At 62.5% G+C, this 15,545-nt stretch carries 10 protein-coding genes; 3 read left to right on the top strand and 7 right to left on the bottom strand.

Annotated features, from left to right (window positions below):
- Window positions 1-495: 495 nt before the first annotated feature.
- The 7 genes from Q8R81_RS18025 to Q8R81_RS17995 form a co-directional block, all read right to left on the bottom strand.
- Window positions 496-1,926 (bottom strand): efflux transporter outer membrane subunit, encoded by a 1,431-nt coding sequence (locus tag Q8R81_RS18025; RefSeq protein ID WP_305619916.1) that lies wholly within the window; start codon window positions 1,924-1,926, stop codon window positions 496-498.
- Window positions 1,927-1,937: 11 nt separating this feature from the next.
- Window positions 1,938-5,129 carry an efflux RND transporter permease subunit gene (locus Q8R81_RS18020; RefSeq protein WP_305619915.1) on the bottom strand — a complete coding sequence of 1,064 codons (3,192 nt, stop codon included), beginning with the start codon at window positions 5,127-5,129 and terminating at the stop codon, window positions 1,938-1,940.
- A 47-nt stretch (window positions 5,130-5,176) separates the two neighbouring features.
- A complete protein-coding gene (locus Q8R81_RS18015; RefSeq protein WP_305619914.1) occupies window positions 5,177-6,508 on the bottom strand; it encodes an efflux RND transporter periplasmic adaptor subunit in 1,332 nt (443 codons plus the stop codon).
- Between the two features lie 222 nt (window positions 6,509-6,730).
- On the bottom strand, window positions 6,731-7,330 hold the full coding sequence (locus Q8R81_RS18010; protein WP_305619913.1) for a TetR/AcrR family transcriptional regulator: 600 nt from the start codon (window positions 7,328-7,330) through the stop codon (window positions 6,731-6,733).
- Window positions 7,331-7,377: 47 nt separating this feature from the next.
- Complete coding sequence (gene galE / locus Q8R81_RS18005; RefSeq protein WP_305619912.1) at window positions 7,378-8,391, bottom strand: UDP-glucose 4-epimerase GalE; 1,014 nt, start codon at window positions 8,389-8,391, stop codon at window positions 7,378-7,380.
- A 51-nt stretch (window positions 8,392-8,442) separates the two neighbouring features.
- Window positions 8,443-9,468, bottom strand: coding sequence for a LacI family DNA-binding transcriptional regulator (locus tag Q8R81_RS18000; RefSeq protein ID WP_305619911.1), 1,026 nt, complete (start codon window positions 9,466-9,468; stop codon window positions 8,443-8,445).
- A 54-nt stretch (window positions 9,469-9,522) separates the two neighbouring features.
- Window positions 9,523-10,701 (bottom strand): cytochrome P450, encoded by a 1,179-nt coding sequence (locus Q8R81_RS17995; protein WP_305619910.1) that lies wholly within the window; start codon window positions 10,699-10,701, stop codon window positions 9,523-9,525.
- Between Q8R81_RS17995 and Q8R81_RS17990 the strand changes: the two genes are divergently transcribed.
- The 3 genes from Q8R81_RS17990 (at window position 10,700) to Q8R81_RS17980 (ending at window position 15,545) form a co-directional block, all read left to right on the top strand.
- A complete protein-coding gene (locus Q8R81_RS17990) occupies window positions 10,700-12,076 on the top strand; it encodes an MFS transporter (RefSeq protein WP_305619909.1) in 1,377 nt (458 codons plus the stop codon). The two genes, Q8R81_RS17995 and Q8R81_RS17990, sit on opposite strands and share 2 nt — an antisense overlap.
- Window positions 12,073-13,263 (top strand): Bcr/CflA family efflux MFS transporter, encoded by a 1,191-nt coding sequence (locus Q8R81_RS17985; RefSeq protein ID WP_305619908.1) that lies wholly within the window; start codon window positions 12,073-12,075, stop codon window positions 13,261-13,263. The genes Q8R81_RS17990 and Q8R81_RS17985 overlap by 4 nt, the downstream gene beginning before the upstream one ends.
- Window positions 13,264-13,337: 74 nt before the next feature.
- The gene (locus tag Q8R81_RS17980) at window positions 13,338-15,545 is read left to right on the top strand and encodes a TonB-dependent receptor (RefSeq protein WP_305619907.1); all 2,208 of its coding nucleotides are present in this window, start codon (window positions 13,338-13,340) and stop codon (window positions 15,543-15,545) included.

The raw sequence follows: 15,545 nt of genomic DNA, 5'->3' as shown, positions 1-15,545 counted from the left end.
AGGAATTACAGCCGGTTGGCGGCCAAGTCTATGCCGAAGGCCGCATTTGCCCATCAGTGGCGAGGATAGCGGTTCACGTCAACTGACGGGGATCGGGCTTGCGGTGCCGGGGCCGACGACCGGCGGGTCAAGGTCAACAGAACCGCAGCGTAAAGCGACTGCGACAAACACCGCCGGTAAAATATGCATATGAACGATAATAAGTCTTATGTTAAATAAAATGCCATACGTCTCTAAGCATACTTCATGGCGCTTCATCAGCGCAAAAAAAGGGCCAGCTTGCGCCGGCCCTTGGAAAGTTTGGGAGAGGATGCCTGAAAGGCCTGTCCGATATGGCTGTACGCCCACATTGCTGCAAGTGCGAAACGCGGGTTTACGATTGCAAGACGCGCAACCGCTAGGCAAAGAACAGCATTAACAACGCCGAGGCTGTGACCGTAAAGCCTGTCGCCCCCGCCGTGAACGCGTCCCGATGTTCCTCCCACCAACGCGCGTTCATCGTGCAGCGCCTTGGCTGGTCGGCGACCAACCGCCGCCAAGCGCCCGGAACACCGCGATCTGGCGCTGCGAAACCAAGGCATCCTGATCGGCCAGCGCGCCTTGCGCCTCTGCATAGGTGCGCTCGGCGTCCAGCGTCTGCAGTGAATCCACCACGCCTTCGCGGTTTTGCGCCCGCGTGATTGCCGCCGCCCGCTGCGCCGCAGATTGTGCCGCTGTCAAAGCGTGGCGTTGTTCAAGCACGCGGGCATAATCGGACAGTGCCGTTTCGGCTTCCTGCAGCGCGGACAGCACGGTGCCATCAAACGCGGCGAGCGCGCCCGAAGCGTCGGCGTTGGCGGCGTCGATGCGGGCGAAGGTCGGCTCACGGTTGGGAAACGCCCAATCGATCAGCGGCCCAAGCAGGAAACTCAACGGGCCGCCCGAGAACAGGTTGCCCACACTGGATGCGGTGGAGCCAATCGAGCCGCCAAGCGTGATGCGCGGGTAAAGGTCTGCGCGCGCCATGCCAATCCGCGCGGTATTGGCCAGAAGCCGTTGTTCTGCCGCGCGAATATCGGGACGCCGTGCCAGCAGCGCTGCACCGTCTCCGACCGGAATCGGCATGGTGATCTCAAGCGGCACGGACCGTTCCCCCGCGATGGGCGGAAGCTGCGATGGTGCGCGGCCTGTCAACGTGGCGAGCGCAAACAGGGCGGCGCTGCGCTGCGCCGCGATCGCCGGGATGGTGGCCGCACGCTGTTCACGCAGCGCTTCGATCCGCGCAAGGGCCAAGCCATCTGCAAGGCCCGCGTCGTGGCGCTTGCGCGTCAGCCGTAAGGTTTCATCCAGCAGGGCGACGATTGAGCGGGCGGTGGTGATGCGCGCAGCGGCATTTGCCGCTGTGGCATAGGCCTGCGTGGTATCGCCGATGACCATGACGCGCACTGCATCGGCATCGGCCTGGGCGGCGGCCAGATCACCGCGCGCCGCCGCAATGCCGCCCGATACGCGGCCAAACAGATCCAGTTCGTAGGAAACGTCCGCGCCGATGCTGAACAGGCCGCCCGTGCGGTTCGCTCCGGGCAAGGTTTGGGCCGCCGACGTTTGCCCGTATCCGCCCGAGGCGCTGAGGCCAGCCTGTGGCATCCGGTCAGACCGTGCGCCGCGCAAGGCTGCGCGCGCCCGTTCGATCCGCGCCACGGCCTGCCGCACATCGGTGTTGGCGCTGGCTGCTTCATCGATCAGGCCATCAAGCACCGGATCGTCATAAAGCCGCCACCATTGATCGGGCAGCGCGGTGGGGCTGACCGCGCTTATGTCAGCCGAAAGGAACGGGCCGGAAGCGGCAACCGGCGCGGCCTTTGCCGTGAAGTCTGCCGGAGCCGCCGCGCAGGCCGACATGGTTAGCGCGGAGATGGCGGCGAGAATGGTTGTACGAATTGACATGCCTTGCTCCATTATTCCGCAGGTTCAACCGAAGCGTGATCCGGGCCATCGCTCGCATTGCGGTTGCGCAGCGCGGCAATCCGGTCCCCCAGCGCGCGGGTGACGACGTAGAACGCGGGCGTGAAGATCAGCCCGAAGCCGGTGACGCCCAGCATCCCGAAGCACACCGCTGTGCCCAGCGCCTGGCGCAATTCCGATCCTGCACCCGTGGCGATGACCAGCGGCACCGATCCCAGAATGAAGGCAAAGCTGGTCATCAGGATGGGCCGAAGGCGGGTGCGTGCGGCCTCAATTGCGGCGGCAGCGGCGGAAAGACCGTAGAGCCGTTCACCCTGCCGTGCGAATTCCACGATCAGGATGGCGTTCTTTGCCGACAGGGCAATCAGCACGACCAGCCCGATCTGTGTCAGGACGTTGTTGTCCATCCCTCGCAGGTTCACGCCGACCATCGCGGCCAGCAGGCACATCGGCACGATCAGGATGATCGCCAGCGGCGCAATCAGGCTTTCATACTGCGCGGCCAGCACCAGACACACCAGCAGCACGGCAAGCCCGAACACGAAGATCGCGGTGTTGCCGGTGCTGGCCTGCTGAAAGGCGATGCCGGTCCATTCGGTGGCATAGCCCTGAGGCAGGGTTTCTGCGGCGACTTTTTCCATCGTCATCAGCGATGCCCCGGTGGAATCGCCGGGGGCGGTATCGCCATCGATGGCGACGGCCGGAGCCAGATTGTAGCGCGAGACGCGGTACGGGCCGGTGGTGTCGGTAAACGTGGCCACGGAACCCAGCGGCACCATCGCACCGCTTGCCGACCGGGCATGGAGGCCCGCAATATCGCTGACATCGGCGCGATAGGGCGCATCTGCCTGTGCGGTGACGCGATAGGTGCGGCCCAGCAGGTTGAAATCGTTGACGAAGGCACTGCCCAGATAGACCGACAGCGTATCAAAGATGTCTGACGGTGCAACGCCGAGCAGCTGCGCCTTTTCCCGGTCAATCTCGGTCTTCACGCGCGGTGTGCCTGTATCGAAGAAGGTGTAGACCCCGGCAAGTCCGGGCTGACCGTTGGCCTTGGCGATGACTTGGTTGGCCACATCTTGCAGCGCGCGATAGCCCTTGCCCGAATTGTCCTGCAGCATCATGCGGAAGCCGCCTGCCGAACCGATGCCCTGAATTACCGGCGGTTTTACAATCATCAGCCGGGCTTCATTGATATCGACAGTCGCCTTTTGCGCATTGGCAATCAGCGTATCGATATCAAGCCCTTTGGCCTGCCGCGCCTTGAAATCATCCAGCACCCAATAGGCCGCTGCCGAACTGGCTGACTGCGTTTGCGTGGTGCCATCAAAGCCGGAAAACATGACCGCGCCTTTGATCCCGTCAAGCTTGAGCACGCGATCTGCCACCTGCTTCATCACCGCATCGGTGCGGGTGGTGGCGCTGCCCGGCGGCAACTGGATCACGCTGAGGAAGTATCCCTGATCCTGCTGCGGGACAAAGCCGGTGGGCGTGGCCGAAAGAGTCAGCCCGGTCAGCCCGATGAGCACGGCATAGGCCATCATCATGCGGCGCGGCATGGCGACCAGGCGCGCCGTCAGCCCGGCATAGCCGTCGCTGAACCGTTCAAACATCGCGTTGAATTTGGCACCGGCGCGATCAACGACCTGCCGCCAGCGCGGTGCCTCAGCCGGAACAGGTTCATGCTTGTTCAGCAGCATTGCCGAAAGCGCAGGCGAAAGGGTGAGCGAAACGATCAGCGAGATGACCGTGGCGGCAGAGATGGTCACCGCGAACTGCTTGTAGAATTCGCCCGTAATTCCGCCCATGAACAGCGTGGGCACGAACACCGCGCAGAGCACCAGCACAATCGCGATAAGGGCCTCGCCAACTTCGTCCATAGAGCGGCGCGCAGCCTCCAGCGGGGAGAAGCCAGCCTCAAGGTTGCGCTCGACGTTCTCGACCACGACGATCGCGTCATCCACGACGATGCCGATGGCCAGCACCAGCCCGAACAGCGACAGGTTGTTGAGCGAATAGCCCGCCATTGCCAGCACGGCGAATGTGCCGACCAGCGAAATCGGGATGGCCAGCACCGGGATGATCGATGCGCGCACTTTTTGCAGGAAGACCACGATCACCAGCACCACCAGAATAATGGCCTCGATCAGGGTCTTGAGCACCGCGTCGATGCTTTCAGAGATGAATTCGGTTGGGTTGTAGACGACCTGGTATTCGAGACCCTGCGGGAAGGACTTCGACAGTTCGTCCATCGTCGCCTTCACGCCTTCAGCAGCGGCAAGCGCGTTGGAACCGGGCTTCTGGAACACCGGCAGGATCACCGAATCCATATCGCTGAGATAGGCGGACGTGGCGTAATCAGCCGCGCCGATTTCCACACGCGCCACATCGTTCACCCGAATCTGCCGGCCTTGATCGTCAGTGCGGATAACGACCTGTCCGAATTGTGCCGGATCGGTGAAACGCCCCTGCGTTTCAACGTTGAGCTGGAACGCGGCTTCAGGGCTGGGTTGCTGGCCAAGCGTGCCTGCTGCCACCTGCACGTTCTGGGCACGCAGCGCGCGCACCACATCGCTGCCGGTCAGCCCGAGCGCCGCCGCGCGGCCGGGATCGATCCACACCCGCATCGCCAGTTCGCGCTGGCCGAACATCTGGACATCGCCCACGCCATCAAGCCGGGCAAGCCGATCCTTGATCCGCGTCTGGGCATAGTTGGACATATAGGCGCGGTCGCGCGAACCATCGGGGGATACGAGGTTCACCACCATCAGAAATTCCGGGGTGGTCTTGCGCGTGACGATGCCAAGGCGCTGCACTTCTTCGGGCAGGCGCGCTTCGGCGATGGCAACGCGGTTCTGCACCAGCACTTGCGCCTGATCGAGGTCGGTGCCCGGTTTGAACGTGACGGTAATGGTCATCCGCCCGTCACCGGTCGATTCACTCGACTGGTAAAGCATCCCGTCAACGCCGTTGATTTCCTGCTCGATCGGATTGGCGACCGTATCGGCAACCGTTTCTGCCGATGCGCCGGGATAAGTGGCGCTTACGGTGACGGTGGGCGGCACGATATCCGGGTACTGGCTGACCGGCAGAAAGAAATAGGCGATGGCCCCGGCCAGCGTAATCAGAACGGTGATTACGCCGGCAAAGATCGGGCGGTCGATGAAAAAGCGGGACATGCTCATCGGGCAGACTCCGGGCGTCGTTCAAAAACGCGCCGCAAAAAATGGGATCAGTTTACGATCAAGGCCGATGCTGAGCGCGGGGCAGTTCCGGCATCGCCACCGGCAGCCGATGGGCCGCTTGGGGCTGGAACGATTTGCCCAGCCTGCGCGCGGACCTTCTGGCCGGGAACGGCCATCTGCACCCCTTTGATGACAACATTATCGTTTGGCGCTAGGCCCTTCTCAATCACGCGCAGACCGCCCACTTGCGGGCCGATTTGCACCGTGCGCGCCGATACCAAGCCATCTGCGCCAACGACGAGAACCTGCTTGTTCGCCTGATCGGTGGTGATCGCGGCATCGGGCACCAGCAGCGCATCGCGCGTGCCACCCGTTGCCAGACGCATCCGGCCAAACAGACCGGGCGTGAGCAGGCCCGTGTTGTTGCTGATGACCGCACGAGCGCGGATCGTGCCGGATGATGGATCAAGGTTGTTGTCCGTGAAGTCCAGCTTGCCGTGCCAGCGGTAGTCCGCCTCGTCGGCAAGGCGAATATCCACTGCGCTGCCGTTTTCCAGCCCCTCGCGGCGCGCCTTGAGATAGAGCGCTTCTGATCCGGTAAATTCGAAATACACCGGATCGACAGCGTTGATCGTGGTCAGCAGCGTGGCAGCGGTGCCACCTCCCCCCGAAACAAGATTGCCCGCATCGATGCGCCGGTCCGAGATTCTGCCCGAGATCGGCGCTTTGATGACGGTGAAGCCCACATCAATCGCGCGTGCGTTCACAGCGGCGCGCGCTGCGGCGAGCGCGGCCTGATTGTTGCGCACTTCGGCGCGCAGCCGGTCAATTTCTGTTGCGGCGACAGCATCTTCGGCGACGAGGCGCTGCGCCCGCGCAAGATTGGCTTGCGACAGCGCCAGCATGCTGGAACTGCGCGCAACTTCTGCCTGCGCTTGTGCCAGCACCGCACGGTATGGGCGCGAATCTATCGTAAACAGTGGCGCACCGGCGTTTACAAACTGCCCGTCCTTGAAATGAATGGCGGTGATCTGACCGGAGACCTGCGGCCGTACTTCAACGCTTTTGCTTGCCCTGAAGCGGCCAACGAATTCGTCCCATTCGGTCACCTGTTTTTGCAGCGGTGCGGCGGCGGTTACAACCGGGATGGGAACGGCGGCGGGTGCCGGGCTACCGCCCTGCACAAACCACCACGAACCTGCGATTGCTGCTGCAAATGCGGCGGCGATCAACAAAGGACGGCGACGCGCAGTTCGCACTGCGGCCTTCTTAGCATGGGTAAACGGGATCGCGGCCTTAGCGGCGTCGCGCTGGATCGTTTCAACAGCCCCGTCATCTGCGGGGAAATGGTCGTAACGGTCGAAAGGAGTGTCGAGCATATCTATCCCCGGCCCTTTTGCAGGCAAGCGTCATCGGTCCCGAAAGCGTGCGCTTTCGGTGCTATTGGTCACGGTTTTGAAGGAAGGACGCCAAACGTCCGCCATGCACAAGCGACTTCCGCCGCTTCACCGCTATATGTACCGATAAGTACGTAATCTGACGTTCAGGTCAAGGACTATTTATATACCGAGCGATATTTTTTTCGCAACGCAGCAAAACGCCTATTTTGAAGGCCATGCGGAAAGGGCCGCTTCCGCCACATCAAGTAGCTCGGCCCGCGTCGCGCCCGACTGCGCCTGAACCGAAATTCCCTGCATCACAGCCATAAGGTAGCGCGTGATCGCATCGGCCTTGGTGGGCACGACAAATTCACCCGCGTTAATCGCTTGCTGCATCCGGTCCACGATGAGTTGCTTGGCAGATTCCGCCCGGCGGTTCACGTCATCGCGGATTGATGGCTCCACGCTCTGGCAGGCGACCGACGAGATCACCACCATGCAGCCCCGGCTTTCGTTGCCAGTGGCCGTATCGACTGCGCCATGCAGAAGATATGCTGCCACCGCGCGGGCCGAAGGCTCTTTCATGGCTTCGCCAATATAGGCGAGCTTGTCATGCTCGTAACGGTCAAGCGTCTGGCGGAACAGCGTTTCCTTGTTGCCGAACGCGGCATAGAGACTCGGCCGCGTGATGCCCATGCTTTCGGTCAGGTCCGTCAGCGATGCACCTTCATAACCCTTGGCCCAGAACACCCGCAAGGCTGCGCCGAGTGCTTCATCCAGACAGAATTCCCGAGGGCGGCCACGAACGGCGGTCTTTTCCATACTGTCAGGTATAGAACGTCACGGCATGCAATGCAAGGTCAGCCGCGTCAGCGGTTGCGCGTCGTCGCCAGCTTTTCAAAGCTCCAGGCTGAGCCGACCATCTGTGCCAGATCGCGCTGCGCTTCCCAGCCCAGTTCTTCACGCGCAAGATCAGGGCTTGCATAGCACGCAGCGACATCGCCTGCGCGGCGCGGTGCAAAGCGATAGGGCACGGCAAGGCCGTTCACAGCCTCGAACGTGCGGACAAGGTCGAGCACAGAATGGCCATTTCCGGTGCCGAGGTTCCACACCGACAGGGCGCGGCTTTCACGCCCGATCCGGTCAAGCGCGGCAAGGTGGCCTGCTGCCAGATCGACCACGTGGATATAATCGCGCACACCGGTGCCATCGGGCGTATCGTAATCGTTGCCGAACACCGAAAGCTGATCGAGCCTGCCCGAAGCGACGCGGGTGACATAGGGCATCAGGTTGTTGGGAATGCCGTTGGGATCTTCGCCAATCAGCCCGCTGGCATGCGCGCCCACCGGATTGAAATAGCGCAGCACCGCGATGCGCCAATCGGGATCGGACGCGGCCAGATCCTCAAGCATATGCTCAACAATCAGCTTGGTGCGGCCATAAGGATTGGTGGCCGAACGCGGGTGCGTTTCATCCAGCGGCAGATATTGCGGCGCACCATAAACCGTGGCGCTTGACGAGAATACCAGCTTGCGCACGCCTGCAGCTTTCATCGCCTGCAACAGGCAGGCTGTGCCCCAGACGTTGTTCTCATAATACTCCAGCGGCAAAGCAACGGATTCACCCACCGCTTTCAGCCCGGCGAAGTGGATCACCGCGTCGATGGCATGATCGGCGAACACCTGATCCAGCGCAGCCCGGTTGCGGATGTCGCCTGTGACCATGATGGGCGCGTTTCCGGTGATCTGCTCCACCTGCACGGCCACATCAGGCTTGCTGTTGCAGTGGTTGTCAAAGCACACGACAGCGTGCCCTGCCTCAATCAGCGCGACCGCCGCGTGGCTGCCGATGTAGCCCGCGCCGCCTGTCAAAAGAATCGTCATTCGCTCATTCATCCGACTGCACTATCATCCGGGCCTTAACGGTTCTGGCACTCACGCACTTTCGCGCGCCACGAGCCTGAAGCCCACGTCGATCCAGCGTTCCTGCGGCAGTCCGGCGCCGCTGCGGTTGCGGATCGCGGCGATGGCTTCGCGCGCGATACGTGCGCCATCAACCTCAACCGAGGTGATGGTCGGGCGCATTTCGCCCGCGATGGAACTGTTGCCGAAACCGACTACGGCAATATCTTCGGGCACGCGCAACCCTGCCGCCAGCGCTTCGACAATCACGCCCTGCGCCAGATAGTCCGATCCACAGACCACCACATCGGGCATTTCGTCCAGACGGCGTATCTCTGCGAAAATACGGCGGGCGTGGCCAAAGCGTGATGGCACTTCGACACTCGCCTCGGTCGGCGCGGCATTCTCACCCGCCAGCCATTCCGCCACAAAGCCATCGCGGCGCATATTGGCGCGCGCGCCCTGCGCCGTGACCACATGCGGCCGCCGATAGCCGCGCGACATCAGAAAGCGGGCAATATCACGCCCGGCGGCGTGGTGCGAAAAGCCGACCGCGATGCCGATGGGGTGTTCCGGCAAATCCCATACCTGAATGAACAGCGCCGGGCTGCGCCGGACCATCTGCTCGACATTCGGCGTGACCGGACCGGTAAAGATAATCGCGTCCACCCGGCGGCTGATGGCGGCGCGGATCAGGTCTTCAGTGCGCGCTTCGGAAACACCCGTGAGGCCCAGCATCACGGTGGTTCCGGCGGCGGAAAGCTCCTCTGCCATCGTTTGCATCGTATCGTTGAAGATCGAATCGGTGAGGTACGGGATCAGCACCGCGACCATTTTCGATTTGCTGGACGCAAGGCCGCCCGCCAGCAGATTGGGGATATAGCCCGTTTCGGCAATCGCTGCGCGGATGCGTTCTGCGGTGGCTTTGGCCACGACTTGCGGGTTGTTGACAAAGCGGCTGACCGTGGCGGTGGAAACGCCCGCGCGGGCAGCAACATCGTCCAGCGTTGCCGCCTTGCCCACAAGGGTATCGAATGGATCAACCGTGGTGCCCGTCATGGTGCAGACGCTAGCGCCTTCACGCCATGATGTGCAATCGCTGTCTTGCGCCGATCAGGTGAACTTCAACGGAACAGACAATGCGCCAATCTCTGGCCAGCGGCTGACCGTGACCGTGCCGTCGAGTTCGAACTCAGTGGTGGCGGCCAGAATTTCCTCAATCGCCACGCGCAACTGCATTCGCCCCAGATGGACGCCGGGGCAATTGTGCGGCCCGCGCCCAAAAGCCAGGTGCTGGGCTATGTTAGGCCGATCAAGGATGAATTCGTCAGGATCGGGAAACACGTCCTCATCCCGGTTGGCCGAGGCATAGATCAGCGCAATCGCCTCGCCCGGATTGATCGTGCGGCCGCCCATCTCCACCGGGCACACCGCCGTCCGCGCAAAGCCGCGATAGGGGGTGTAGAGGCGCAGAAATTCCTCAAGCGCGGCCGGGATCAGCGAAGGATCGGCGCGCAGTTTTTGCTGCAACGCCTTGTCGCGCGAAAGGTGGACGCAGATGTTGCCGATCATCACCATCGGCGCAACGATACCTACAACCAGCACTTGCCGCACCGTGCCGACCAGCAGTTCATCGGGCAGCGGCTGCCCTTCGTGCCGCGCCTCAATCAGTGCAGTGGTGGGATCGAGCGCGGGATCCTGCGGGTGTTCATGGCGCAGCGCAATCAGCGCGCGGGCCATGTCATAGAGCTTGAGCGAGGTTTCCTTCATCACCTCGGGCACATTGGAATGCACCGCAAGGATGAACGCACGCCCGGCATCGTGCAGCGTATCGAGCCACTCTTCGGGCATCCGCATCCATTCGCCAAAGACGTGGACCGGCAGATAGCTGGACAGTTCGACGCATATATCGCCCCCGCCCTTGGCAACCATCGGATTTAGCAAGTGTCGCGTCAATTCCCGCGCCCGGCCTGCAAACATCTCGGCACGTTCAGCCGAAAGCAGCGGGTTGAGCGCCTTGCGATAGGGCGTATGTTCGGGCGGATCGAGATGCAGCGGCGGCCGCCGTCCGGTATAGGCAACCTTGGGCACCACGTTCTGCACCGACGTGATGAATGTCGATGAATCCGAAGCTGCGCGTTTCACATCTTCATAACGGGTCAGCGCCCAGAACCCGCCAAGCCCATCGGTGTGAGCAACCGGGCATTCGCGGCGCAAACGCGCGTATTCGATATGCGGACTATCGAAGTCTTCGGGAACTTCTGGGTCGAAATCTTGGGCGAGTTCAGTCATGAACGGTTGCATAAGCACCAGCGCTGCGCCATGCAAGCGCTATCATAACGATATGGACGAATGGGAGATGCCGGTGGCCGAGCAGGCATTGAGCGAAGAGGCACTTGAACGCAGCGTGGGCGGAAAAGTGATCCGGCGGCTGGTGATCCCGGCAGCGCTCTACATCCTGATCGGCGCGATTGACCGCACCAACGTGGGCTTTGCGGCCATCGACATGAACCGCGCCCTTGGCCTTTCGGCCACGCAATACGGCTTTGGCGCGGGCGTGCTGTTCGTGGGGTACATGATCGCCAAGTATCCCAGCGTGCTGTTCTACGAAGCGGTGGGCCTGCGCCGCTGGCTGGCGACAATTACCGCCGCGTGGGGCATCTGTTCGTGCCTGATGGCGGCGGTGACCAACGAATGGCAGCTCTATGGTTTGCGCGTGGCCATCGGCTTTTCCGAAGGGGGCCTGTCGTCGGGCCTGATGCTCTATCTCAGCCAGTGGGCGCCAGAACGCTACCGCGCGTCCATCCTTGCCATTCCCATCGTCTCGATCTCGGTCGCGCAAGTGATTGGCGCGCCGATTTCGGGTCTGCTGATCGATCTGGACCAGCCTTTTGGCATGGAAAGCTGGCGCTTCATGTTCTTGGTTGAAGCACTGCCCGCGCTGGCGCTGGCGGTATTCGCATGGGTGTGGTTTCCCGATACGCCCAAGGCCGCACGCTGGCTCGATCCGGCAGAGCGCGACTGGATCGGCCGTAACGTGCAAGGCGCGCGCAAGGCCGCCGCAACCGACCAACCCGGTGAACGTTGGGCCGTGCTGCGCAGTCCGGTGGGCTGGCTGTGCGCCGCGATCTGGTTCTGCATCCTTGCATCGAACTATGGCATCATGTTCTGGCTGCCGCAGGTGGTCAAAAGCATGTCGGGGCTTACATCGGCGCAGACCGGGCTGATCGTGGCGCTGCCCTGGGCAGCCAGCGGCGTCGGCCTGATCCTCAACGCGCGCCATTCTGACAGAACGGGTGAGCGATACTTGCACGTGGCCATCCCCGCTTTGCTGGGTGGCGCTGGATTGCTGGCGGCAAACCTGTTCGGCGCTGGGCTGCCGGGCCTGATCGCGCTGGTGATCGGCGGAGCCTGCACCGGCTGCACCGTGGCCGCATTCTGGGCCATTCCCTCGCGGTTGCTGCGCCCGGGCAGCATGGCGATGGGCATTGTGGTGATCAACATGACCGGCAGCCTTGCCGGAGCGACCGTGCCGCCGCTGATGGGTTACCTGCGGCAGACAACTGGATCGTTCACCCCGCCTACGCTGCTGCTGGTGGGAATTGCGGTGATTTGCGCTGCGCTGACCGTCACCGCGCGGCAGGTGGCGGCGCGCGGCGACAGATGAACCCCACCACGTCACCCAAGGGCCATCGCACCACAATCCTGACGCTGGCGGCAATCGCGGCGATGGGATCGATGGCGATTCACATGCTGGTGCCCGCCCTGCCCCTGATCGCCGCCGATTTTGCGATTGGCGAGGCACGGGCGCAGCAAGTGGTCAGCGCCTATCTGGCGGGGCTTGCCGGAGGGCAGCTTGTAGCGGGGCCACTGGTGGACCGTCTCGGTCGCAGGCCGGTGATGTTGGCCGGCCTTGCCCTCTATATCCTCGGCGCGGCGGCTTCTGCATTAGCGGCTCTGCCCGAATGGCTGTTGCTGGCGCGGCTGCTGCAGGCAGCGGGCGGAGCCTGCGGCGTCGTCACCGCGCGGGTCATGGTGGGCGATGTCTTCGGCCCCGCCCGCGCTGCCGGGGTGCAGGCCACGTTGATGACGATAGTGCTGATTTCCCCTGCCATCGCGCCGGTAATCGGCGGCACCATCGCCGATCTGGCGGGCTGGCGCGCGGTGTTCGGCCTGCTCACGATTGCCGGAATGGTTGCGCTGATCGCCGCATGGCAGCGCTTGCCGGAGACTGGCGCGGGTAAACGTCGCGGCAAAGAGGCGCGCAGCCTGCTCGGCGATTACGCCCAACTGGCACGCAATCGCGCTTTCGTGCTCACCACCATCACGCTGTCGGCGGCAAGCAGCGGCCTTTATATGTTTCTGGGCGCAGCGCCGTTCCTGCTGGTCCATCGCTATGGCCTGTCTTCGGGCGAAGCGGGGCTTGCGCTGCTGGTGATTGCTGCCGCCAGCATTGCGGGCACGCGGTTGGTCGTTCCGGTGGAGCGCCGCTTTAGTGCCTTGATCCTCGGCACGGCAAGCTCGGCAACCGGCGGTTTAATCGCGCTTTTGCTGGCGCTTGCTGGCGTTGAAGGCGTCGTGCCGCTGATCGCGCCGATCACCCTGCTGGGATTTGGCGCAGGGTTGGCAGGGCCGGTGGCGTTCAACGCTGTCGCCTTTGCCGAACCGGGCCTTGCCGCCACGGCAACCAGCCTTGCAGGGGCGTTGCAGATGGTGGCAAGCGGCTCAGCCATGACGCTGCTGGGCCTGCTGGCCCCGCTCGATCCGCTGCGGGTTGCCTGTGCCCTGATGGCCTCGACCGGCATTGCTTTGGCCTGCGCTGTCGGAGCAATCGCGGCAAAGCGTTTGAATTAGGGCTTTGCAAGCCCTTACATTGACGTTATTGGCACTGTTATCAGTCAGAGCAAAAATAAGTGAGGGGATTTCCCATGCCTGCCATCAACACCCGCAAAGCAGTCATGCTTGGCGCGCTTCTCGCCAGCACCGCCACCATCGCACCTGCCATTGCGCAGGACGCAGCCCAAGCAGATCAAGGCGACAACGGCGGCCTTACCGCCATCATCGTGACCGCCGAACGCCGTGAACAAAGCCTGCAGGACGTGCCGATCTCCGCCTCGGTCTTTTCCGGCGCTGAGCTTGAGCGCAAGGGCGTCGTCAACCTCAACGACATTCAGCAGATCGCACCGTCCATTGCGATCAACACCTTCAACCGGTCGACCTTCATCAACATCCGCGGGGTTGGCATCGCGCAATCGGCGCCAACATCGAACCCCGGCGTTGCCTATTACATCGATGGCCAGCTGATCCCGCATGAACAGTTCATCGGCCATACGTTCTTCGATATCGGCACGATGGAAGTGCTGCGCGGGCCGCAGGGCACGCTTACCGGTCAGAACTCCACCGGCGGCGCGCTTTACGTCCGCACGCCTGAACCGGAATTCGACAGCAACTTTGCGATCGGCGATGTGACCGTCGCCAACTATGACCGCTACCGAGTGGTTGCCGCCGTGAATGTGGGCGGTGAAAACGTGGCGCTGCGCATCGCGGGCGTGCATGAAGAGCGTGACAGCTTCACCCGCAACATCGCAGCCAACGCGCAAAGCCAGCCCGGCAATCTGAACATGGATGCCATCCGCGCCAACCTGCGCTTGCGCGGCATGGATGGTCGGCTGAACGTCAACGTGCGCGGTGAGTATTTCGACGTCCGCAGCGATAACAACGCGGTCAAGCGCCGTGGCGACACGGTCAGCACCAACCCGTTCGAGATCCAGGAAGACGGGCTTTCGTTTCAAGATCAAGCCGGATACCGCCTGTCCGCCGAAGCGCGCTATGACGTGAGCGACAGCGTGCAGGCCCGCGCACTGGTTTCGTGGCAGGATGGCTATACCCACGATCAGACCGACGGTGATCGCACCGCCACCGCGCTGGCCGTGCCCGCCAACCTGCCGACCAGCGGTGCCAACACAGCCCGCTTCCCCGGCCGCGTCAGCAATGGCGATACGCAGTTCAAGACGCTGATCGGCGAATTCAACCTGCTTTCCACCGGCAAAGGTCCGCTGCAGTGGGTTCTCGGCGGGTTCGTGATGGACGAAAGCGTCCCTGTCACCCTGCTGCGTGACAACCGCAACACGTTGGACGTGGTGCAATCGAACAGCAGCATCATCACCGAGGCGAAGAACACCTCGCAGTCTATGTTCGGGCAGGTGAACTACTACGTCACCGATGCTCTCGAAGTGCTGGCCGGTGCCCGCTATTCGTGGGACAAGCAGGTTTACACCCGCTTTGCCGTGCCGGGGCCGCCGATCACCCTGCCTTTCACCAGCCAGGTCACATCACAGCAGCTGACCGGAAAGCTGGGCGTAAACTATCACTTCGGCGCGAACAACATGCTCTATGTGACCGCATCGAAGGGCTACAAAGCAGGCGGGGTGAACCTCACGCCAAATACGCCGGACTTCAAGCCGGAACGCAATTTCGTCTATGAAGCTGGCTTGAAGACCGAACTGTTCGACCGCCACCTGCGCGTGAATGGCGATGTGTTCTATTCGGATTACAAGGACATCCAGCTTTCCAGCCTCGTCGGCGGGCTGCCGGTCACGCAGAATGCGCTGGCGGGCAAATCGTGGGGCGCAGAACTGGAAGTGACCGCGCAGTTTGGCGGGTTCGCCGCCAATGCGGGCATGGGTTACCTCAATTCAAAGTTCGCCAATTCGGCCTGCATTTCCGACACCAATGCCGCAGGCACCGATCCCGGCTGCCCCACCAACTTGCGTTTTGTGCCCAAGGACCGCGTTCTGCCGTTCTCACCCGATTGGACTGTGAACGCAGGCGTGCAGTACGCCATCCCGCTTGGCTCGGTTGAAGTGACACCGCGCGTGCAGTGGTCCTACATTTCGGAACAGTACGCCACGCCGTTCCCCAGCGTGAACACGCGGGTGCCGGGCCGCAACGTGTTCGACGCGCGGCTGACGTTGGATATGGGCCGCAAATACAAGCTCGAAGCTTTCGTCAACAATCTGACCGACAAGACCTACATCGCATCGCAGATCCAGAACAGTTCCAGCGCGGATGGCGGCATCATCTATGGTGCGCCGCGCACATATGGCCTGCGACTGCGCGTTGAAATCGGCAATTGA

Source organism: Novosphingobium sp., from assembly GCF_030696665.1.
Taxonomy (GTDB): domain Bacteria; phylum Pseudomonadota; class Alphaproteobacteria; order Sphingomonadales; family Sphingomonadaceae; genus Novosphingobium.
This window is presented reverse-complemented; position numbering and strand designations above follow the sequence as displayed.

Bases quoted from the DNA above. Each gene is read 5' to 3' on its own strand.
- Q8R81_RS18020 (WP_305619915.1), bottom strand. From the start codon at position 5,129: ATGAGCATGTCCCGCTTTTTCATCGACCGCCCGATCTTTGCCGGCGTA.
- Q8R81_RS17995 (WP_305619910.1), bottom strand. From the start codon at position 10,701: ATGACTGAACTCGCCCAAGATTTCGACCCAGAAGTTCCCGAAGACTTC.
- Q8R81_RS18010 (WP_305619913.1), bottom strand. From the start codon at position 7,330: ATGGAAAAGACCGCCGTTCGTGGCCGCCCTCGGGAATTCTGTCTGGAT.
- Q8R81_RS18025 (WP_305619916.1), bottom strand. From the start codon at position 1,926: ATGTCAATTCGTACAACCATTCTCGCCGCCATCTCCGCGCTAACCATG.
- Q8R81_RS17980 (WP_305619907.1), top strand. From the start codon at position 13,338: ATGCCTGCCATCAACACCCGCAAAGCAGTCATGCTTGGCGCGCTTCTC.
- Q8R81_RS18000 (WP_305619911.1), bottom strand. From the start codon at position 9,468: ATGACGGGCACCACGGTTGATCCATTCGATACCCTTGTGGGCAAGGCG.
- Q8R81_RS18015 (WP_305619914.1), bottom strand. From the start codon at position 6,508: ATGCTCGACACTCCTTTCGACCGTTACGACCATTTCCCCGCAGATGAC.
- Q8R81_RS17985 (WP_305619908.1), top strand. From the start codon at position 12,073: ATGAACCCCACCACGTCACCCAAGGGCCATCGCACCACAATCCTGACG.
- galE (WP_305619912.1), bottom strand. From the start codon at position 8,391: ATGACGATTCTTTTGACAGGCGGCGCGGGCTACATCGGCAGCCACGCG.
- Q8R81_RS17990 (WP_305619909.1), top strand. From the start codon at position 10,700: ATGAACGGTTGCATAAGCACCAGCGCTGCGCCATGCAAGCGCTATCAT.